The 20,112-nt window shown below is 74.6% G+C and carries 16 protein-coding genes; 5 read left to right on the top strand and 11 right to left on the bottom strand.

Annotated elements, in window-relative coordinates; translation table 11 throughout:
* Window positions 1–13 precede the first annotated feature (13 nt).
* Window positions 14–1,054, bottom strand: a complete 1,041-nt coding sequence (locus tag ACFQ80_RS00860; protein WP_430562202.1) for a S66 peptidase family protein — start codon at window positions 1,052–1,054, stop codon at window positions 14–16.
* A 182-nt stretch (window positions 1,055–1,236) separates the two neighbouring features.
* Between ACFQ80_RS00860 and ACFQ80_RS00855 the strand changes: the two genes are divergently transcribed.
* The gene (locus tag ACFQ80_RS00855; RefSeq protein WP_430562201.1) at window positions 1,237–2,718 is read left to right on the top strand and encodes a DUF222 domain-containing protein; all 1,482 of its coding nucleotides are present in this window, start codon (window positions 1,237–1,239) and stop codon (window positions 2,716–2,718) included.
* Window positions 2,719–2,768: 50 nt separating this feature from the next.
* Here ACFQ80_RS00855 and ACFQ80_RS00850 read toward each other — a convergent pair whose 3' ends face one another.
* Genes ACFQ80_RS00850 through ACFQ80_RS00840 form a run of 3 tightly spaced genes read right to left on the bottom strand, consistent with a single transcriptional unit; the run spans window position 2,769 to window position 4,972 of the window.
* Entirely contained in the window at window positions 2,769–3,104 is a 336-nt protein-coding gene (locus ACFQ80_RS00850) for a MazG nucleotide pyrophosphohydrolase domain-containing protein (RefSeq protein ID WP_430562200.1), read from the bottom strand.
* Window positions 3,105–3,131: 27 nt separating this feature from the next.
* Window positions 3,132–3,767, bottom strand: coding sequence for a LuxR C-terminal-related transcriptional regulator (locus ACFQ80_RS00845; protein ID WP_430549262.1), 636 nt, complete (start codon window positions 3,765–3,767; stop codon window positions 3,132–3,134).
* Window positions 3,764–4,972 (bottom strand): sensor histidine kinase, encoded by a 1,209-nt coding sequence (locus ACFQ80_RS00840; protein ID WP_430562199.1) that lies wholly within the window; start codon window positions 4,970–4,972, stop codon window positions 3,764–3,766. Before ACFQ80_RS00840 ends, ACFQ80_RS00845 begins: the two co-directional genes overlap by 4 nt.
* Before the next feature lie 164 nt (window positions 4,973–5,136).
* Here ACFQ80_RS00840 and ACFQ80_RS00835 point away from each other — a divergent pair, with 164 nt between their 5' ends.
* Together ACFQ80_RS00835 and ACFQ80_RS00830 are read left to right on the top strand one after the other, a co-directional pair.
* Complete coding sequence (locus ACFQ80_RS00835) at window positions 5,137–6,231, top strand: ABC transporter permease (RefSeq protein WP_430562198.1); 1,095 nt, start codon at window positions 5,137–5,139, stop codon at window positions 6,229–6,231.
* Window positions 6,232–6,263: 32 nt separating this feature from the next.
* Window positions 6,264–6,956 carry an ABC transporter ATP-binding protein gene (locus ACFQ80_RS00830; RefSeq protein ID WP_430549265.1) on the top strand — a complete coding sequence of 231 codons (693 nt, stop codon included), beginning with the start codon at window positions 6,264–6,266 and terminating at the stop codon, window positions 6,954–6,956.
* On the opposite strand, the gene ACFQ80_RS00825 is transcribed toward ACFQ80_RS00830, so the two are convergent.
* From ACFQ80_RS00825 to ACFQ80_RS00800, 6 genes are all read right to left on the bottom strand, one after another.
* Window positions 6,953–7,420 carry a DUF2255 family protein gene (locus ACFQ80_RS00825; RefSeq protein WP_430562197.1) on the bottom strand — a complete coding sequence of 156 codons (468 nt, stop codon included), beginning with the start codon at window positions 7,418–7,420 and terminating at the stop codon, window positions 6,953–6,955. The two genes, ACFQ80_RS00830 and ACFQ80_RS00825, sit on opposite strands and share 4 nt — an antisense overlap.
* Window positions 7,421–7,475: 55 nt before the next feature.
* Window positions 7,476–8,744 (bottom strand): arginine deiminase, encoded by a 1,269-nt coding sequence (locus ACFQ80_RS00820; protein ID WP_430549267.1) that lies wholly within the window; start codon window positions 8,742–8,744, stop codon window positions 7,476–7,478.
* A gap of 49 nt (window positions 8,745–8,793) precedes the next feature.
* Complete coding sequence (locus tag ACFQ80_RS00815; RefSeq protein ID WP_430562196.1) at window positions 8,794–10,242, bottom strand: basic amino acid/polyamine antiporter; 1,449 nt, start codon at window positions 10,240–10,242, stop codon at window positions 8,794–8,796.
* 25 nt (window positions 10,243–10,267) lie between these two features.
* Complete coding sequence (locus ACFQ80_RS00810; protein ID WP_430562195.1) at window positions 10,268–11,842, bottom strand: proton-conducting transporter membrane subunit; 1,575 nt, start codon at window positions 11,840–11,842, stop codon at window positions 10,268–10,270.
* A 13-nt stretch (window positions 11,843–11,855) separates the two neighbouring features.
* Window positions 11,856–12,695: an SDR family oxidoreductase gene (locus tag ACFQ80_RS00805; protein WP_430549270.1), complete on the bottom strand. Its 840-nt coding sequence runs from the start codon at window positions 12,693–12,695 to the stop codon at window positions 11,856–11,858.
* Between the two features lie 70 nt (window positions 12,696–12,765).
* A complete protein-coding gene (locus tag ACFQ80_RS00800; RefSeq protein WP_430549271.1) occupies window positions 12,766–13,305 on the bottom strand; it encodes a hypothetical protein in 540 nt (179 codons plus the stop codon).
* A 106-nt stretch (window positions 13,306–13,411) separates the two neighbouring features.
* On the opposite strand from ACFQ80_RS00800, the gene ACFQ80_RS00795 reads away from it, so the two are divergent.
* On the top strand, window positions 13,412–14,713 hold the full coding sequence (locus ACFQ80_RS00795; protein ID WP_430562194.1) for an MFS transporter: 1,302 nt from the start codon (window positions 13,412–13,414) through the stop codon (window positions 14,711–14,713).
* Window positions 14,710–17,346 (top strand): family 78 glycoside hydrolase catalytic domain, encoded by a 2,637-nt coding sequence (locus ACFQ80_RS00790; protein WP_430562193.1) that lies wholly within the window; start codon window positions 14,710–14,712, stop codon window positions 17,344–17,346. Before ACFQ80_RS00795 ends, ACFQ80_RS00790 begins: the two co-directional genes overlap by 4 nt.
* On the opposite strand, the gene ACFQ80_RS00785 is transcribed toward ACFQ80_RS00790, so the two are convergent.
* Window positions 17,347–20,103, bottom strand: a complete 2,757-nt coding sequence (locus ACFQ80_RS00785; protein ID WP_430562192.1) for a cation-translocating P-type ATPase — start codon at window positions 20,101–20,103, stop codon at window positions 17,347–17,349.
* Window positions 20,104–20,112 lie beyond the last annotated feature (9 nt).

Below are 20,112 nucleotides of genomic sequence, written 5' to 3'. Positions count from 1 at the left end.
AGGCGGCGAGCGGTCAGGGAACGAGGCGCTGGGTGATCGCCGACTCCTCGGGCCCGTGCTGGACGCGGGCGAGCGCCCCGTTCACCAGCGCGAGGTACGGCGGCACGTGCCCGCACTCGACGTCCGCGAGGAGCGGGATCCCCAGGTCCCCCAGCGCGTCCCGGACCGCGTCGTGCTGGGTGAAGCCGTCCCCGTCGGGCGCGTGCGTGCGGCTCACCAGCACCGCGTTCGCCGCGTCGAACCAGCCCGCGTGGCGCATCGCCCACAGGGCCCGGCCGACCGCGAACGCGTCCCACTCCAGGATGTCGAGGTAGACGACCAGGCCCTCCGGCGCGTGCTCCGCGGCGAACCGGGCCACGTCGCCGTAGGGCGTGCCCGCGAGGAGCGAGACCGTCTCCAGGCAGCCGCCGATCACCCGCCCCTGGACATCGACCGGCGCGGCCGGGTCCTCGCCGTCGAGACGCAGCCAGGAGCCGGCGGCGTCGAGCGTCCACGTCGACACCTGGGGCTCGTTCTCGTAGTCGTCCCAGCCGGACGAGCGGTACCGCCGCGGCGAGCGCTGCACCAGCTCCTCCCCCTCCTGCGCCGCCGAGGCGACCTCCCACCAGCCGAGCAGGCCGGCGGGCACGTCGTACGGCGTGTCCATGAGGTTCTGGCCGTGCAGCGTGGCGACGCCGGTGCGCAGCGTGAGGGGCAGCTGGACCGTCGAGACGTCGGAGTACCCCACCAGCCACGTCGGGTCCGCGGCGAGCGCGTCCCAGTCGAGTCGTCCCAGCAGGTCCGTCGCCAGCTCCCCGCCCCACGGCGGCACGACGGCGCGCACGGCCGGGTCCGTGAGCATCGTCGTGAGTTCCGCCGCGCGCACGTCCGCCGGGGCGCTGACGATCCCCTCGCCCGTGGGCGTCTCGCCGAGACGGACGTCGTAGCCCTTCGCGCGCACGACGTCGGCGGCGTGCAGCAGTCGCCGGTGGAGCGGGGTCGCGACACCCGCCGACGGCGCGGTGACGCCGATCGTGTCGCCGGGGCGCAGGGGGCGGGGGTAGCGGATCGTCATGGCCGGACTCTGCCCGAGCGCCGGACACCGGGCAACGGGATTCGCGGGCCTCGACGGTTTTCCACAGGTGCGTATCGGGCCTGGTGCGGGGTCGGGTTCCTCGCTAGGCTCGAACACATGTTCGAGCCATGGCACGAACACAGGCTCTGACTCTCGCTCGACGTCGAGGAGGTGACGCGGGGATGTCTGCCGCAGTGCTCGAGCAAGCGCTCGACGACCTGCCGGTCGTCACCACGCCGTGGGACGACGTGCTCTCCCCGGTCGGCCCGACGACGGTCCACGACGTCTCGGTCGCCCTGGACGACCTGGCGCGGATCCAGGCGCGACTCGACGCCCTGGAGGGCAAGAAGCTCCTGGCCGTCGAGCGAGCGCGCCGGGCCGCCGCGCGGTGCGAGCCCGACCTGCTGGCGGGCGAGCAGCTGCGGGTGCTGCGTGCGGGTACGGCGCGTCAGCACGAGCTGGCCCGCCGCGCGTTCGTGGCGGACGTCGCGACCACGCTGCGGGTCGGCGAGCGGCAGGCGGACCACCTCGTCGAGACCGCACGGACCCTGACCTCGTCCGGTTCCGCCACGCTCGCCGAGCTGTGCCGCGGCCGGATCGGCGCCCGCCACGCGACGGCGATGGCCGACGTCCTCGCCGACCTCCCCGACGCCCAGGCTCGAGCCGCCGTCCAGGCCGAGGCGCTCCCGCGGGCGGCGACGGCGACGCTGGCCCAGTTCCGTGCCTTCCTGCGCCGTGCCCGGGACCGTGCGCACCCTGAGCCGTTCGAGCGACGGCACCAGAGGGCGTCCGCGAAGCGCGCCGTGTTCGTCGACCCCGCGGCCGACGGCATGGCCTGGCTCAGCGCCTACCTCCCCGCCACGACCGCCCACGCGGCCCACGACCGCCTGACCACCGCAGCACGCACCGCCCGAGAGGCCGGAGACGATCGCACCGTGGGCCAGCTCCGCGCCGACGCGTATGCCGCTCTCCTGCTGGCCGGAACCGAGGCCTCGCCCGGTCCCCACCCCGACACGGTGACGCGCTCCGGTGCGCAGGTGTCCGGCACCGGTGCGGCGCGGCCCGGAGAAGGGCTGGCGGCACAGCTGGTCGCAGGTCTCGTACCGGACCTTGCCGACCATGCCCGCAGAATCACGCCGCGGGTACGGGTCACTGTGCCGGTGCTGACGTTGCTCGGCCGTTCGGGCGAGCCGGCCGAGCTGACGGATCACGGCGCGATCGACCCGGGGGTCGCGGCGTTCCTCACAGCCCGGGCGCCCTCGTTGCGCCGCCTGCTCGTCGACCCGGTGTCGGGCACGCTGCTGTCCGCCGACCCTGGCACGTACGCCGTCCCTGCGGCACTGCGCACCTACCTCGAGGCGCGCGACGGCACCTGCCGCTTCCCGGGCTGCACCCGCCCGGCCGCCCGCTGCGACGTCGACCACACGGTCGCGTGGGCCGACGGCGGGCGCACCACGGTCGACAATCTCGCCCACCTGTGCCGGCGCCACCACGTGCTCAAGCACGAGACGCAGTGGCAGGCACGGCAAGAGGCCGATGGCACGCTCGTCTGGACGTCACCGACGGGACGCATGTCCCGCGACCCGGTCGCCGATCCTGTCGATCTCACCGGGCGCGAGCTCATCCCACCGGAGCCCGTGGACCTGACGGACCCGCCGTTCTGACGTGCTCGGCGCGCACCCTCAACCCTGCGCACCCTCAACCCTGCGCACCCTCAGCCCTCGGGGAGAAGCGTGTCCGTGCTCCGGTGTCCCGGCCAGGATCGTGTGGTGTTCAGCCGCATCTTTGCGGCCGCGGCAACCGTCAGGTCGACGCCGGTGGTGTTCGCGAGGGCGCACAGGTTCCAGATCACGTCGAACATCTCCAGCCCGAGGGCAGCCTTCGCCTCCTCGGCCTCGGCTGCCCCCGCGGCCTGCAGGGCGCGCACGGCGTCGGCGACCTCCCCGACCTCGGACACGAGGTGCAGCATCCGGGCCGCCGGATCGCTCTGGTCCCAGCCGTGGGCGGTGCTGAGCTGCCGGGCGTTCTCGCAGATCTCGTCGAGCGTCATGGCACTGGACGCTAGACCCGGCCACGCTCAGAGCATCCCGCGCTCGCGGGCGACGGCGGCGGCCTCGGTGCGCGACTGGGTGCCGAGCTTGGTGTTGATGTGCGCCAGGTGGGACTTCACGGTGGCGACGGAGACGAAGAGCTCGCGCGCGATGGCGTCGTTCGACCGGCCGGCGGCGACGAGGCGCAGCACCTCGAGCTCGCGGGCGCTGAGGGTCACTCCCGGCGAGCGCATGCGGCCGAGGAGCCGACGCTGCACGTCGGCGCCGAGGGTGACCTCGCCGGCGGCGGCGGAGCGGATGGCGCGGGCCAGCTCCTCGGTGGGCGCGTCCTTGAGGAGGTAGCCCGTCGCCCCGGCCTCGACGGCGGCGAGGATGTCGGCGTCGGTGCCGTAGGTGGTGACGACGAGCACGGGCGTCGCGTGCCGGTGCACCACGGTGCCGGTCGCCTCCGCACCGCCGAGCCTCGACCGCCCCGGGCCGGCGTCGCCGAACCGCAGGTCGAGCAGGACGACGTCGGCCCGGCCGCCGGCGTCGAGCCAGGCGAGGAGGTCCTCGGCGGTGCCGGTCTCGTGCACGACGCGCATGTCCGGCTGCCCGTCGACCACGGCCCGCAGCCCGGCCCGCACCACGGGGTGGTCGTCGGCGAGCACGACGTCGATCATGGCTCCTCCACCTCCACGGGCAGCGTGACCGCCAGGGCGGTGCCCGCGCCGGGCGACGACTCGAGCGCGACGCTGCCACCCAGCTCCTGGGCCCGCGACCGGACGGACGGCAGCCCGAAGCCGCGACCGGTGGCCCCCGCGGCGCGCGCGACGGCCTCCGGGTCGAACCCGCGCCCGTCGTCGACGACGTCGAGGGTGACGGTGTCCCGCTCGTAGGTGAGCGTGAGCCGGGCGCGGCCGGCCTCGGCGTGCTGCACCACGTTGGCGAGGGCGGACTGGGCGATGCGCAGCAGCGCCGTCTCGACGGGCACGGGCAGGGGCCGCACGTCGCCGGCGGTGTGCACGGAGACGTCCAAGGGCTGCCGCGCCGCCACGCCGCGCAGCGCGGCGACGAGGGTGGTGCGGTCCAGGTCGCGCGGCGTGAGGTCCTGCACGACGCGGCGCGCCTCGGCGAGGCTGTCGCGGGCGGCGCCGCGTGCCTGGCCGACGAGGTCACGGGCCCTGTCGTCGTCGGTGCCGACCGCGTCGTCGGCGGCGCGCAGCAGCAGCTCGATCGCGGACAGGGACTGGGCCAGGGTGTCGTGGATGTCGCGCGCCAGGCGGGCCCGCTCGTCCGTGACGGCCCGCTCCCGCTCGGCCTGCGCGAGGTGCTGGCGCACCTGGGTCAGCTCGTCGACGGTCCGCTGCCGCGTCTGCGACTCGCGGACGAACGCCTCGATCCCGAGCACGACCCCGACGGCGACCGCCGCACCGAGCACGGGGCCCAGCACGAACCCGGTCCACGGGTCGTCGGCGTCGGCCTGCACCAGCAGCCCCTCCGCGACGGCGAGCACCGTCGTGGCGGCCACCGCGACGACGCCGCGGTGCGGCCCGAGCACGTGCATCTGCAGGATCATCAGCGGGAACGCGAGCCAGAGGGCGGCGGGCGAGAGCCACAGCAGCACCACCCACGGGACCACGAGGGCGGCGATCCACGCGGTGTCGGGCCACCAGGCGCCGCGCGGGGTGTCGACGGAACGGTCGTGCACCCGCACCGCCCGGCGCCCCGCGACGTAGACGGCGACGAGCACGGCCGCGACAGCCGCCGACGCCCACGTCCGCCCCGGCGGGGCCTGCAGCACGGCGACCACGGCGAGCGCCGCGAGCAGGACGTCGAGCCCCAGGATGAGGGCGCGCGTCGCCGACGGCTGGGGGCGGTGGATCACCCCGTCCACGGTAGCCGCGCCGCGGCGCGGCGCATCGTCCAAAAGGTGGAGCGGCCCGGCCACCCTTCGGCGCCGCAGGATCCCCCCGGCTCCCGATGATCGCGGGCGGCCCGGCGCGGAGGCTGGAGGCATCCCCGTCCCCGTCGACCCGTGGAGGTCCTCCCGTGTTCGTCGCCCTGCGCGATCTCCAGCATGCCCGCGGCCGCTTCGTCCTCATGTCCGTGGTGATCGTGCTGATCACGTTCCTCGTCACGTTCCTCGCGTCCCTGACGGCGGGCCTGGCCCGTGAGTCGACGTCGGCGGTCACCGACCTGCCCGCCGACCACCTCGCGTTCTCCATGCCCGCCGCCGGCGACTCCCCCGAGTTCACGGCGTCGCGCGTGACGAGCGACCAGTGGGAGGGCTGGGCGCAGGTGCCGGGCGTGGAGTCCGCCGAGCCGCTGGGCCTGGCCACGACGCGCGCCGGCTCGGACAGCACGACGGCGTCGGTCACCGCGCTGGGCGTGGCCGACGGCTCCCACCTGGTGCCGGGCACGGGCGACGTCGAGCCGGGCACGGTCGTGCTCACGCCGGGCGCGGCCGACGCCCTGGGCGCGCGGACCGGCGACACGGTCACCCTGGGCGGCGCCGACCTCACGGTCGCGACGACCGTCGACGCCGACGAGTCCTTCTCGCACACCCCGGTCGTGTGGACCACGCTCGACGACTGGCAGGCGGTCGGCGCACGCGGGGCCGGCGGCGACGACGTCGCGACGGTCGTGGCGCTCAGCGCCTCCGACGACGGCCCGACGGACGCCGCCCTGGCCGACGCGGACGCCTCGCTCGGCACGACGACGGTCACGACGTCGGACGCGCGCTCGGCGGTGGCGTCGTTCGCCGGGGAGAACACGTCGCTCACGACGATGCAGGCGTTCCTGCTGGCCATCTCCGCGCTGGTGGTGGGCGCGTTCTTCACCGTGTGGACCATCGGCCGGTCCGGGGACGTCGCGGTGCTCAAGGCGCTCGGCGCCTCCACCCGCTACCTGCTGCGCGACGCGCTCGGGCAGGCCGCCGTGCTGCTGGTCGGCGGCGTGGCGGTGGGCACGGGGCTCACGGTCGCGGGCGCCTCGTTGCTGCCCGACGTCGTCCCGGTGGTCGTGACGGCCGGGACGACGCTCGTGCCCGCCGCCGCCCTGGTGCTGCTCGGCCTGGCGGGAGCCGCCGTCTCGATCGCGCGCATCACCCGCATCGACCCGCACGCCGCGCTCGCGGCGCGCTGACCCGCTGACACCCCGACGACCCGGAGGACCTCATGGACCTGCACCTCGACCACGTCACCCTCGTCTACCCCGACGGCGACGGCACGCTCACCGCCGTGGACGACGTCGACCTCGCCGTCCCGGCCGGCACGACGACGGCCCTGCTCGGCCCGTCCGGGGCGGGCAAGTCCAGCCTGCTGGCCGTGGCCGCCGGGCTGACCAACCCGACCCGCGGCACGGTCCGGTTCGGCGAGGACGTCGTGTTCACGCCCACGACGACGGTGGCCGACGCGACCCGCGCGCGCCTGGACCGCATCGGCATGGTGTTCCAGTCGCCGCAGCTGCTGGGCTCGCTCACCGCGCTGGAGCAGCTGGAGCTGCACGCGCACCTGCGGGGCCGCCGCCCCTCGAGCGTGCGGGCGCGGGCCCTCGAGCTGCTCGACGCCGTCGGCGTGGCCGACCACGCGGGCAAGCGGCCCGCGCAGCTGTCGGGCGGGCAGCGGCAGCGCGTCGCGATCGCGCGCGCCCTGGTCGGGCGTCCCGAGGTGCTGCTGGTCGACGAGCCGACGTCGGCCCTCGACCACGAGCGCGGCACCCGCGTGGTCGAGCTGATCACGGGCCTGGCCCGCGAGACCGGCGCGGCCACGCTGCTGGTGTCGCACGACGCGTCCACCCTGGCCTCCGTCGACGCCACGGCCCGGATGCTCGACGCGCGGCTCGAGCCGGCCGAGGTCGGCGCCGTCTAGCAGCTCGGGCAGGGCTCCTGCGCACGCCGCGGGCGCAGGGCGAGGCGCGCGGCGGCCGCGGCCCCCGCAACCCGCTCGCCCCAGGTCGCCCGCCGGAGCCGCACGCGGAACGTGCTCGCGGCGGCGGCGTCGGAGGTGACCGCGCCGACCTTCTCCGGCGCGCACCGGCCGTACTTCGCCAGGTACGCGTCGTCGAGCAGCGCGTGCAGCTCGGGTGCCACCTCGGCGAGCACCACCGGCTGGCGGGTGCCGTCGACCTGGAGGTGCGCCCGCCCGCCGCCGGCACGCCGCGCGGCGTCGGGCGCGGAGCGCACGTACAGGTCGTGGCCCAGCTGCACCACCCAGCCGCGCCAGGGCCGGCCGGGTTCGCGGGCGACGTCCACCTGCACGGCGGTCGCGGCCTCGAGGGCCTCGAGGACGTCCAGCTCGTGGAGGAAGGCGGCGGCGCGCGTCAGGAGGGTCACGACGGGTCGAACAGTGACCTGGGCCACGGGTATTCCGGCGGGCGCCCGCCGGAGGTCACCAGTCCAGCGGGTCCCGCGAGATCGGGCAGGTCATGCAGTGCCCGCCGCCGCGCCCGCGGCCGAGCTCCGCGCCGACGATGGTGATGACCTCGACACCGGCGCGGCGCAGCGCCGCGTTGGTCAGCGTGTTGCGGTCGTAGGTGAAGACGACGCCGGGCTCGAGGGCGACGGCGTTGTTGCCGGAGTCCCACTGCTGGCGCTCGGAGGCGTACGCGTCGCCCGCCGTCTCCACGACGCGCAGCTTCGGCAGCCCGAGCGACCGGGCGACGACGTCGACGAACGGGGTGTCGCCCTCGTCGGTGACCTCCACGCCGGGCGACGCGTCCGACGGCCGGAGCGTGAAGGCGTGGATGCCGTCGACGATCGTGGGGTGCACGGTGACGAGGTCGCGGTCGGCGAACGTGAACACGGTGTCCAGGTGCATCGCGGCGCGCAGCCGCGGCATCCCCGCGACGACGACCTGCTCCACGTCGCCGCCCTCGAACAGCGCCTTGGCGAACTGGGTGATGCCCTGGCGCGACGTCCGCTCGCTCATGCCCACGAGCACCGTGCCGTTCCCGACGGGCATGACGTCGCCGCCCTCGATCGTGGCCTGCGCCCAGTCCTGCTCCGGGTCGCCCCACCACACCCGCGAACCGACGTACTCGGGGTGGAAGGAGTAGATCGCCTTCATCAGCAGCGTCTCGTCCTTGCGCGCCGGCCAGTACAGCGGGTTGAGCGTGAGGCCGCCGTAGATCCAGCAGGTCGTGTCGCGCGTGTACAGGGTGTTGGGCAGCGGCGGCAGCAGGTACTCGGGGGTGCCGGTGGACTCGCGGGCCAGGTTCACGTAGTCGCTGCGGAAGTCCTCGGGCAGGTCGTGCGTCGAGAGCCCGCCGATGAGGAAGCGCGACAGCTCCCGGTCGGTCAGGGACTCGAGGTATCCCCGCGTGCCCTCCACCAGGCCGAGCCCCACCTGGTTCGGCACCACCTTGCGGTCCAGCAGCCAGGACCGCGCCTGCGGGATCGCCATCGTCTGCGCCAGCAGGTCGTGCAGCTCGACCACCTCGACACCCCGGTTGGTGAGCTTGTTGACGAAGTCCAGGTGGTCGCGCTGCGCGGACTCCACCCACATGACGTCGTCGAACAGCAGGTCGTCGGAGTTCGTGGGGGTGAGCCGCTCGTGGGCGAGCCCGGGCGAGCAGACCAGCACCTTGCGCAACCGGCCGACCTCCGAGTGGACGCCGTGGGCCGGGGCGGCGGGCTGCGCGGACGGTGCGGTGGTCATGGGGAGAACCTTTCGGTCGGACGACGGACGGTGCGGTCGGTGGTGACGGTCAGATCGAGATCCAGCCGGCGGCGAGGCCGATCACCGCGAGGACGGCGATCGCGACCACGACGACGAACAGCGCCAGCTCGGCGGGGTTGAAGACCCGGCGCCCCTGCTCGCGCCGCGTCATGACGAACAGGACGGTCGCGGGCGCGTAGAAGAGGAACGAGACCAGCACGAGGCTCAGGCCGGCCGCGAAGACGAGGAAGGCCGTGTAGACCGTCGCCAGGACCGTGACGACCAGGTCCCCGCGCAGCGTGGACGGCGGCGCGCCGTCGTAGGTCTCCCGCGTGGCGCGCAGCTTCACCGCGTAGAGCGCGGCGAGCAGGAACGGGATGAGCGTCATGACGGCGGTCATGTCGAGCGCGAAGTCGAACGCGTCCTCGGAGAAGTACGTGAGGACCAGCACGACCTGCGACAGGGACGTGCTCAGCAGCAGCGCGTTGACGGGCACGTCGCGGTCGGTCGACCGGGTGAGGAAGCGCGGCATGTCGCGGTCCTTGGCGGCGACGAACAGCACCTCCGCCGCCATGAGCGTCCATGCGAGGTACGCCCCCAGCACCGAGATGATGAGGCCGACGCCGACGAAGACGCTGCCCCACTCGCCGACGGCCGCCTCGAGCACCCCCGCCATCGACGGCTGTCGCAGCTCGGCGATCTCGCTCATCGGCATGATGCCGTAGGACACGATCGTCACCGACGCGAAGATGGCGAACACGCTGACGAAGCCGAGGATGGTGGCACGGCCGACGTCCTCGCGGCGCTTCGCGTGCCGGGAGTAGACGCTCGCGCCCTCGACGCCGAGGAACACGAAGACCGTGACCAGCATCGTGCCGCGCACCTGGTCGAACAGGGAGCCCGCGTAGTCGGCGCCGCCCCAGTTCTCCGCGAACGCGCTGGGGTCGAAGACGAACAGCGCCAGCAGGACGAAGACGATGATGGGGATGATCTTGGCGACGGTGACGATCCGGTTGATCGCCGTCGCCTCCTTGATCCCCCGCCGCACCAGCAGGAAGAACAGCCACAGGCCGACGGTGGACAGCGCGAGCGCGAGCACCGTGTCGCCGGCGCCGAGGGCGGGGATCCACTGCCCCAGCGTCGACATGATGAGCACCCAGTAGGTGACGTTCCCGACGCACGCGCTGGCCCAGTAGCCGGCGGCCGCGAAGAAGCCCGTGTACTCGCCGAAGCCCGCCTTCGCGTACGCGTAGACGCCGGCGTCGAGGTCGGGCTTGCGCATCGCGAGCCGCTGGAACACGAACGCCAGCATCAGCATGCCCGCGCCCGCGACGACCCACGCGATGAGGGCGCCCATGACGCCCGTCTCCTGGGCGAACCGGCGCGGCAGCGAGAACACCCCGGCGCCGACCATGGACCCGACGACCATCGCGGTGAGGGTCAGCAGCGACACCTTCGCCGTCGTGCCGGTCCCCGACGTCGTCTCCTGGTGCGCCATCTGTCGTGTCCTCCTGAGGTCGGACCTACCGGGTGCTGCGGCCGATCGTTCCACCGTCGCGCCTGGTCCGCGCGTCGGCCGTGCGATCCACCTTGCGTGCGACGGCGTCCAGGAGGTCGCCCGCGGGGATGCGCAGGGTGCCGGTCCAGGAGGGCAGGACGCCGGCCCTGGCCGCGCCGAGGACGAGCCCCGCGACGGCCAGCCCGAGCAGGACCGGCCAGACCGCGCCCCAGGCCGTCACGGCGTCGAGCCCGGGCACCTTCTCCGGCGGCAGCCAGAGCCACGCCAGCACCCAGGTGCCGACCGTGCCGCCGACGGCGAGCACGACCCACGACCACAGCCCGCCGTCGGGCGCGGCCGGGCCGGGGTGGCCCGACGCCCGCAGCAGCACGAGGGCGCGAAGGAGCAGCAGCGTCGACACGGTCGCGACGAACGGGAGCACCGCGGTGACGTCGACGAGGAACGGCGCCTCCCCCACGGCCCGCTTGGCGGCGTACTTGGCCACGGCGCCGCTGCCCAGGGGCGCGCCGGTGATCGCCAGGGCGAGCACGAACGCGCCGCCCAGCACCACGGCTCGGGCGCGGCCGGCGCCGTAGCGTTCCCAGACCTCCACCGCCATGATCAGCCCGCCCTTCGCCATGCCGTGGTGCACCGCGTAGACGACGGCGGTGAGCACGCACGCCTCGGCCAGGTCGGGGGCCCCGAGGGCCACCCCGACGACCATGGCGAGGAACCCCATCTGGCCCACGGTGCTGTAGGCGAGGGAGACCTCGGGGTCGTCGGTGAGGACGCCCGGCACGAGCACGCCGAACGCTCCGACGAGCGCCGCGACCACCAGCAGGGTGCCCCAGCCGGGCATCGCCTCGTGCCCCAGCGGGAGGAAGCGGAGCCAGCCCACCAGGCCGACCTTCACCACGGTGCCGCTCAGCACGGCCCCGACCGGCACGGACGCGGCCGCCTCGTCGATCGGCAGCCACCCGTGCAGCGGGAAGGTGGCGGCCTTGATGCCGAACCCGAGCAGGAGGAGACCCACGACCACCCCGCCCGTGGGGGCGGCGGCGACGGCCGCAGGGGCGTCGGCCAGGTGCAGCCCGCCGGCCGCGACCACGAGCACGACGGCGGCCGCGAGGACGACGTCGCTGGCCACCGCCAGGACGAGGTAGAGCCGGCCCGCGCGCCGCGCCGTCGTCGTGCGGGGGTGCAGGATCAGCCGGTGCGCGGCGACCGTCGTCACCACGCACCCGGCGAGGAACGTCACCGCGTCGGCGGCGACGAGCACCGTCGCGGTGCCGACGAACGCGACGAGCAGCAGCCCGCTGCGCGACGCCGTCCGCGCGTCCGCGGACCGCGCCGTGAGGGCGAGCGCCGCGGCGTACAGCACCCCGACGAACAGGAGCAGCGGCCTCCCCACGACGTCCAGCTGGAGGGCCGCGCCGCGGACGGGGCCGAGCAGGTCCACCACCACGACCGGGACGAGGGCGAGCGGCGCCGCCCGGACCAGGCGGTCCGGCCCGAGGTCGGGCCCGTGCGACGACCGCACGAGGAGCACGACGGCCGTCACCGCCGGCACCGCGAGTGCGACGAGCAGCAGCCAGGTCATGGCGCCAGGGTGGTCAGGCGCCCGGCAGCGTGAGCGCCCCCGAGCGGACGGCCGCGACGACGCCGCCGTCGACGAGGAGGTCCGTGCCGGTGACGAAGGACGAGTCGGGCCCGAGCAGGAAGGCGACGGCCGCGGCGATGTCGTCGGGGCGCCCGAGGCGGCCGGTGCCGGACGCCTCGACCATCGCGCGCATCCCCGCCCCGGACTCGCCCTGGAGCTCCTGCTCCCCCATCGGGGTGACGATCACGCCGGGGCTCACGGAGTTCACGCGGGCGCCGCGCCGCCCCCAGGCGAGGCTGGCCGTCTGCACGCGCAGCTGGTTGGCGCGCTTCGCGATGCCGTAGGCCGCGCCCGGGTCGGCGACCGCGTCCCCGCGGAGGAACGGGAGGTCGAGCAGCGCGTCGGTGGGGGTGCGCGCGAGCGCCGCCTCCAGCTCGGCGGGGAGGCGGCCGACCGCCATCGACCCTGCCATGGACGCGATGACCACGCCGGCGCCGCCGTGCGCGACCACGGCGCCGAACTCGTCGAGGCTGTGCGCGACGCCCAGCAGGTCGACGGCCAGGATCGGGCCCACCGCCGCCTGCGTCGGCGAGAGCCCCGCGGTGTGCACGACGGACGTCACGGGCCCGAGCGACGCGGCCTCCGCGGCGAGCTCCGCCACCGACTCGCGCTCGGACACGTCGACGACGCGCGCCCGCACGTCGTGGGTGCCGCCGAGCGCGTCGGCCACGCGGGTCACCGCCTCGTCGGAGAAGTCGGCGAGCAGCAGCGTCCGGCCCGGCGGCGTGCGGCGCGCGATCTCCTCCCCCATCCCGCCGACCCCGACGACGACCGTCACCTCGCTGCTCGCCATGCGCCGCTCCCTCGCTCGCCCTCGTCGGCACGGTCCCCGTGCCGTCGTCCGCCATCCTCCCCCGGTGGGGTCAGCCGTGCGCGAGCACCTCGAGGGCCACGACCGCCACCCCGAGCACCACCTCGGCCAGCAGGAGGAGCCACTTCTGCCAGGTGGGGATCGCCGCGCGCCGCACGGCCACGTACCCGACGAGGCCGAGGCTCGCGACCAGCGCGACGGTCGAGGCGGTGAGCGCGCCCGCCGTCGTCCACGTCCCGCGCCCGGCCAGCCACAGGAACACGAGCGGCAGCACGACGACGCCGCCGGCGCTGGAGACCACGCCCACCATGTGGCGGCTCTCGGCGCGCGTCGGGAGGTGGTTGTGCACCACGACGTGCGACACGAGGTCGGCGAGGAAGACGGCGAGGAGCGTGCCGCCGACGGTGATGACCAGGGTGGTCGCCGCCCGGCCTGGCGTGAGGCCCTCGACGTGCCCCCGGAGCGCCAGCACCACCGCCAGCGCCGCGAAGGTGACGTACACGCGTTCCTTGAGGCGGTCGGCCCGCTGGTCCGGCGTGAGCTGGTCGCGACGGCGCCTGCGGCGCTCGCGACGGTCGGTCGCTCGGCTCATGCGTGCACGGTAGGCCCCGTGGTCGGATGTTGACACGCGGGCGCGGTCCGGGCATCCTCGAGAAACGACTCAATTTGAAGCGCTTCAAAGTAGAAGTGGGAGAACGATGACGACCTCGACGGCACCGGGAAAGATCCCGGGCAGGACCTGGTACCGCACCACGGTGGCGGGCATGGCGTCGTACCTCGACGCCGGCGCGATCATCACCACCGGCACGGCGCTGGTGCTGTACAAGGAGCCGCTGGGCATCAGCGACGCGCAGTTCGGCCAGTACTCGGCCCTGCTGACGTTCATGATCGCGGCGGGCGCGCTGGTCGGCGGCCGCCTGGCCGACCTGTTCGGCCGCAAGCGCGTCTTCCTCGCCACGATGGCGGTGTACGTCGCCGGCGCGGCGGTCCTCGTGGCCGCGCCGGGCACCGGGGCGCTGTACGCCGGCGTCGTGCTGCTCGGCCTCGCGGTCGGCGCGGACCTGCCCGCGTCGCTCGCGATGATCGCCGAGGAGGCGCCGCCCGAGCACCGCGGCAAGCTGATCTCGTTCTCCCACATCCTGTGGCTCGTCGGCATCATCGCCGCGCAGCTGTTCGGCATCGTCGTCGGCGGCATGGGCATGACGGGCGGCCGGATCATGTACGGGCAGCTCCTGGTGCTGGCCCTCGTCGTGCTGGTGCTGCGGGCCGGGATGCCGGAGTCGTCGCGCTGGCAGGCCGCGCACGCGGGCGCCGCGGCCAGCGACCCGGGCGCCGACGCCGTCGACCTCGGCACCCTCAAGCGGCTGCTGCACGGCCCGTACCTCATGCCGATGGTCGCCGTCGCGCTCTTCTACGCCCTGGTCAACGTCGGCGCGAACACCGGCGGCCAGTTCTCCACCCTCATGTACACGGAGATGGCGGGCTCCACGGTGCGGTTCGCGTCCACGGTCGGGTTCGTCACCTTCGCCATCGCGTTCGCGGCCACCTACGGGCTGATGCGGATCGTCGACGGCGCGCACCGCATGCGCTGGTTCGCCGTGATGGCCGTGTTCTACACCCTCGGCTACCTGGTCCCCGTGGTCTTCGGCGTCGAGGTCTGGACGCTCGTGACTATGGGCGTGGTCGGCTCCATCGCGGGCGCCGTCGCGGGCGAGCCGATGTTCAAGGTGTGGGCGCAGGAGCTCATCCCCACCACCTACCGCAGCACCGCGCAGGGCGTGATGATCGCGTTCACCCGCGTGGTCGCCGCCGTCGTCGCGCTGTGGACACCCACCCTGCTCGCGGCCAGCCCGAACGTGCTGTTCGTGTTCGTGGCGGTGTGCATCGCCGTGGGCGGCGTGATCGGGTACTTCTGGATCACCCGGTACCCGCGCGTCGCCGACGACGAGCCCGCCGCCCCGGCGACCACCACCCCCACCCCGATCGAGGGAGCCCGATGACCGTCCCCGCGCCCGTCCTGCGCGTCGAGCACCACCCGCAGCCCGCCCTCGGCGTCGGCGAGGACCGGCCCCGCCTGTCCTGGCACCTCGACGCCGCGCACGCGGCCTACCGGCAGGGCGCGTACGAGGTCGCGTGGCGCACGACGGCGCCGGACGGCACGGTCCTCGACGAGGCGACCGCCGTCGTCGACGGCTCCGCGCAGGTCCTCGTGCCCTGGCCGGGCGCGCCGCTCGCCCCCCGTGCCCGCGCCGAGGTGCGCGTGCGCACCCGGGACGGCGGCGCCGACGAGGAAGCGGGCGAGGCGGGCTGGGGACCGTGGAGCGAGCCCGTCGTCGTGGAGCGCGGGCTGACGGCGGCCGGCTGGACCGCCGAGCTCGTCGGGCCCGGGTACGACGAGGGCCCGGTCGAGAGCCGGCGCGCCCCGCTGCTGCGCCGCGGGTTCGACGTCCCCGGTGACGCCGTGCGGTCCGCGCGCCTGCACCTCACCGCGCACGGCCTGGTCGAGGCGGAGCTCAACGGGCGGCGCGTGGGCGCCGACGAGCTGGTGCCCGGCTGGACCCCCTACGACGACCGCCTGCGCGTGTCCGTCTACGACGTCACGGACCTCGTGCGCCCGGGCGAGAACGCCCTCGGCGCGTGGCTGGCCGACGGCTGGTTCCGCGGCCGGTACGGCTTCGAGGGCGGCCACCGCGACCTGTACGGCGACCACGTGGGCGTGCTCGCCCAGCTCGAGGTGGTCACCGACACGGGCACGGTCGTGGTGGGCAGCGACGCGTCGTGGCGCAGTGCCCCGGGCCCGCTCACGCGCGCCTCCCTGTACGACGGCGAGACCTTCGACGCGCGCCTGCTGCCCGCGGGCTGGTCGGAGCCCGGCTTCGACGACGCCGCATGGGCGCCCGTCGTCGTGCACCCCCTGGACCGCGCCGTGCTCGCGGCCCCCGACGGCCCGCCGGTGCGCTGCACGGGCGAGCTCGCGCCCGTGAGCGTGACCCGTGCGCCCGGACCGGACGGCGAGGACGGCTGGCTCGTCGACTACGGGCAGAACCACTCCGGCCGCCCCCGCCTCGTCGTGCCGGCCGCCCCCGCCGGGACCGTGGTGCGCGTGCGGCACGCCGAGGTGCTGCAGGACGGCACCCTCTACACGCGCACGCTGCGGGAGGCCGCCGCCACCGACGAGGTCGTGCTCGACGGTGAGGCCCTCACCTGGGAGCCGCGGTTCACCGTGCACGGCTACCGGTACGCGCACGTCACGGGCTGGCCGGGCGAGGACGCCCCGGCGATCGTCTCCCGCGTGCTGCACAGCGACATGGCCCGCACGGGCTGGTTCGCCAGCAGCGACCCGGCGCTGGACCGCCTGCACGAGAACGTCGTCTGGAGCCTGCGCTCCAACTTCGTCGACATCCCCACCGACTGCCCGCAGCGCGACGAGCGCCTCGGCTGGACCGGCGACATCCAGGCGTTCGCGCCCACCGCCGCGTTCCTCTACGACGTGCACGGGATGCTCGCCGACTGGCTGCGGTCGCTGTCGGCCGAGCAGCGGCGGTTCGACGGCACCGTGCCCGTGTACGTGCCGTGGATCCCCGGCGGCACGTACTGGCAGCCGTCGCAGGACATCGCCGGGTGGGGCGACGCCGCCACCCTCGTGCCCGAGGCGCTGCACCGCGACTCCGCCGACCGCGACCTGCTCGCGCGGCAGTACGCGAGCGCCGTCGCCTGGGTGGACAAGGTGGCCGGCCTCGCCGGGGCCGACCGGCTGTGGGACACCGGGATGCAGCTCGGCGACTGGCTCGACCCGACCGCCCCGCCCGAGGACCCGCTGCGCGCGCAGACCGACCCGTACCTCGTGGCCACGGCCTACCTCGCCCGCTCGGCGCGGGCCGTCGCGGACACGGCCCGCACGCTCGGGCGCGACGCCGACGCCGCCCGCTACGGGACGCTCGCCGACGAGGTCGCCGCCGCGTACCGCAAGCGCTACGTCGACAGCGGCGACGCGATGCACGACACCCAGACCGCGCACGCGCTGTCGATCGTCTTCGACCTGCTGGACGGCGACGACGCCCGCCGCCGCGCGGGCGAACGGCTCGCGGCCCTGGTGCGCGACGGCGGGAACACCGTCGGCACCGGGTTCGCCGGCACGCCGCTGGTCGCCGACGCCCTGAGCGGCACCGGGCAGCTCGACGCCGCGTACGCGCTGCTGCTCAGCCACGCGTCGCCGTCGTGGCTCGCCATGGTGGACCTCGGCGCCACGACCATCTGGGAGCGCTGGGACAGCATGCTCACGGACGGCACGGTGAACCCGGGCGAGATGACGTCGTTCAACCACTACGCCCTCGGGTCCGTGGCCGACTGGCTGCACCGCGTCGTCGCCGGCCTCGCCCCGCTCGAGCCGGGGTACCGCACCTTCCGGGTGGCCCCGCGGCCCGGCGGCGGGCTGACCCACGCCTCGGCCCGGCACGTCACGCCGTACGGCACCGCCGAGGTCGCGTGGCGGATCGAGGACGGCGCCGACGGCGAGGAGCTCGTGGTGCGCTGCGTGGCGCCCGTCGGCACCACCGCCGAGCTGGACGTCCCGGGCGCCCCGCCCGCCGTCGTCGGGCACGGGGAGCACGAGGTGCGCGTGCGCCGCGGCTGATCAGGCGCGGGCCCGCCGCTCGCGCGCCCGACCCACCGCCTTGACCACCTCGACGAGCAGGAAGACGACGACGGCCAGGCCGAGGGTCTTGCCCCACTCCTCGAGGCCGATGGGGGCGGCGTCGAACCAGTCGTGCATGAACGGCGTGTACACGAACACGCACTGCAGGCCGATCAGCGCGACCGCGGAGATCCAGATGACGCGGTTGCCCCGCAGCACGTCGACCGTGAGGCTCGACCGGTCCAGGAACCGGCAGTTGAACAGGTACGCCAGCTGGCCCAGCGCGAGCATGGTCACGGCCGTGGTCTGCGCCTCGGCGAGCGGAGCGCCCTGCGCCCGCTCGGCGTAGAAGACGAACAGCGTGGCGCCGCCGATGAGCAGGGACACGATGAGGATGCGGCGCACGAACACGGCGTCGAGGATCGACGCCTTCGGGTCGCGCGGGGGCCGCGACATGACGTCGGGCTCCGCCTTCTCGTACGCGAGGCCGAGGGACAGCGTGACGGCGGTGATCATGTTGATCCACAGCACCTGCACGGGCGCGAGCGGCAGCACCAGGCCGAACAGCACGGCCACGAGGATGACCAGCGACTGCGCGCCGTTGGTGGGCAGCAGGAAGAGCACGGACTTGCGGATGTTGTCGTAGATCCGCCTCCCCTCCTCCACGGCCCGCTCGATGGTCGCGAAGTTGTCGTCGGCGAGCACCACCTCCGCCGCGTCCTTCGTGGCCTCCGTGCCCTTGATGCCCATCGCGACGCCGACGTCCGCCTGCGTGAGCGCGGGGGCGTCGTTGACGCCGTCGCCCGTCATCGCGACCACCTCGCCGTGCGCCTGCAGCGCCGACACGATGCGGATCTTGTGCTCCGGGCTGGTGCGGGCGTACACGTGCACGTCCTGCACGACGGTGCGCAGCTGCGCGGTGCTCATCGCCTCCAGCTCGGCACCCGTGAGCACGGCGGGTCCCGCGCCGTCGGGACCGACCTCGTCGTGCACGATGCCCATCTCGCGGCCGATCGCCACCGCGGTCCCCGCGTGGTCGCCCGTGATCATCGTGACGGCGATGCCCGCGTCGCGGCACTGCGCGATGGCGTCGATCGCCTCCGGGCGCGGCGGGTCGACGATGCCGACCAGGCCGCACAGCTCCAGGTCGACGAGGGTGTCGGCGAGCGGGGTGGACGGCTCGGCGGACGGGTCGACGCGGCGGCGGGCCGCGGCCAGCACCCGCAGGCCCCGGCCTCCGATCTCGTCGATCTGCGCCTCCCAGAACGCGCGGTCGATCGGCTGCGCCGTGCCGTCCGGCGCGGTCTGCGTGATGCAGCGGTCCAGCACCCGGTCGGGCGCGCCCTTGAGGTGCACGACCTGCCCGCCGTCCGCGTCCCGGTCGAGGGTGGCCATGTACTTGTTCTCCGACTCGAACGGCACCAGGTCCTGCCGCGACCAGCCCGCGGTGTCGAAGCCGGCCTTCATGCCGAGGCTGCGCAGCGCGCCCTCCGTCGGCTCGCCCACCAGCCGCCAGTCCTCGCCCTGCTCGCCGGGCTCCCCCGGCACCACGCGGGCGTCGTTGCAGAGCATCATCGCGGCGACGACGGCGGTGAGGTCGCGGTCGTCGGCGAGGTCGGCGTGCCGCGACCCCTCGCCCACGAGCGTGAGCTCGCCGACGGGCGCGTACCCGGCCCCCGCGACGTCGAACGACCGGCCCGCGGTGCGCACCAGCCGCGCGGTCATCTCGTTCTTGGTCAGCGTGCCGGTCTTGTCGGAGCAGATCGTCGTGACCGAGCCGAGGGTCTCGACGGCGGGCAGCTTGCGCGTGATGGCGCGGCGGCGGGCCATCTGCTGCACGCCGAGCGCCAGGGTGATCGTCACCAGGGCGGGCAGGCCCTCCGGGACGGCGGCGACGGCGAACCCGATGGACGCGGACACCAGCTCCGGCACCGAGAAGTCGTGCACCACGCGCCCGATGACGACCATCACGACGGCCATGCCGAGGATGAGCACCGCGAGCAGCTTGCCGAACCGGTCGAGCTGCTTGGTCAACGGGGTCTCCAGGCTGGTGACCTCGGAGATCATCGTCTGGATGCGGCCGATCTCGGTGCGCTCGCCGGTGGCCGTGACCACGCCGACGCCCTGGCCCGCGGCCACGAGCGTGCCGGAGAACAGCATGCTGGTGCGGTCGCCCACCCCGGCGTCGGCGTCGACGGCGTCGACGCGCTTGCTCGCCGCGACCGACTCCCCCGTGAGCGCCGACTCCTCGACGCGCAGGTTGGTCGCCTGCAGCAGGCGCACGTCGGCGGGCACCCGGTCGCCCGAGCGTACGCGCACGACGTCGCCCGGCACGACGTCGTCGGCGTCGATCTTCGCCCAGGCGCCGTCGCGGCGGGCTTCGGCGTGCACGGAGAGCATCTGGCGGATGCCGTTCAGCGCGCTCTCGGCCCGCCCCTCCTGGATGAAGCCGATCGCCGCGTTCACCACCGCGACCAGCAGGATCACGGTGAAGTCGACCCAGTCGCCGAGGATCGCCTTGAGCACGGCGGAGACCAGCAGGATGTAGATGAGCACGTCGTCGAAGTGCACCAGGACCCGCTTCCACAGCGGGTCCTTCTCCGGCGGCGGCAGCCGGTTGGGGCCGACCTCCGCGAGCCGTTCCCTCGCGTCGGCGGCGCTCAGCCCGCCGTCGTCCGTGCGCAGCGCGGAGAGCACCTCGGCGGGCGGTCGTGACCAGGGGGTCGCTTCCGTGGCGACGTCCTGCGCAGATCCCATGCCGCCCAT

Origin of the sequence: Isoptericola sp. NPDC056578, assembly GCF_042793275.1 — a bacterium.
In the GTDB taxonomy this organism is placed as follows: Bacteria; Actinomycetota; Actinomycetes; order Actinomycetales; family Cellulomonadaceae; genus Isoptericola.
The sequence above is the reverse complement of the archived record's forward strand: the minus strand, read 5'-3'. Positions and strand labels throughout refer to the sequence as shown.

Excerpts from the sequence above, each read along its gene's own strand:
- ACFQ80_RS00860 (WP_430562202.1), bottom strand. The coding sequence starts at position 1,054 with ATGACGATCCGCTACCCCCGCCCCCTGCGCCCCGGCGACACGATCGGC.
- ACFQ80_RS00855 (WP_430562201.1), top strand. The coding sequence starts at position 1,237 with ATGTCTGCCGCAGTGCTCGAGCAAGCGCTCGACGACCTGCCGGTCGTC.
- ACFQ80_RS00850 (WP_430562200.1), bottom strand. The coding sequence starts at position 3,104 with ATGACGCTCGACGAGATCTGCGAGAACGCCCGGCAGCTCAGCACCGCC.
- ACFQ80_RS00845 (WP_430549262.1), bottom strand. The coding sequence starts at position 3,767 with ATGATCGACGTCGTGCTCGCCGACGACCACCCCGTGGTGCGGGCCGGG.
- ACFQ80_RS00830 (WP_430549265.1), top strand. The coding sequence starts at position 6,264 with ATGGACCTGCACCTCGACCACGTCACCCTCGTCTACCCCGACGGCGAC.
- ACFQ80_RS00820 (WP_430549267.1), bottom strand. The coding sequence starts at position 8,744 with ATGACCACCGCACCGTCCGCGCAGCCCGCCGCCCCGGCCCACGGCGTC.
- ACFQ80_RS00815 (WP_430562196.1), bottom strand. The coding sequence starts at position 10,242 with ATGGCGCACCAGGAGACGACGTCGGGGACCGGCACGACGGCGAAGGTG.
- ACFQ80_RS00810 (WP_430562195.1), bottom strand. The coding sequence starts at position 11,842 with ATGACCTGGCTGCTGCTCGTCGCACTCGCGGTGCCGGCGGTGACGGCC.
- ACFQ80_RS00805 (WP_430549270.1), bottom strand. The coding sequence starts at position 12,695 with ATGGCGAGCAGCGAGGTGACGGTCGTCGTCGGGGTCGGCGGGATGGGG.
- ACFQ80_RS00800 (WP_430549271.1), bottom strand. The coding sequence starts at position 13,305 with ATGAGCCGAGCGACCGACCGTCGCGAGCGCCGCAGGCGCCGTCGCGAC.
- ACFQ80_RS00795 (WP_430562194.1), top strand. The coding sequence starts at position 13,412 with ATGACGACCTCGACGGCACCGGGAAAGATCCCGGGCAGGACCTGGTAC.
- ACFQ80_RS00790 (WP_430562193.1), top strand. The coding sequence starts at position 14,710 with ATGACCGTCCCCGCGCCCGTCCTGCGCGTCGAGCACCACCCGCAGCCC.
- ACFQ80_RS00785 (WP_430562192.1), bottom strand. The coding sequence starts at position 20,103 with ATGGGATCTGCGCAGGACGTCGCCACGGAAGCGACCCCCTGGTCACGA.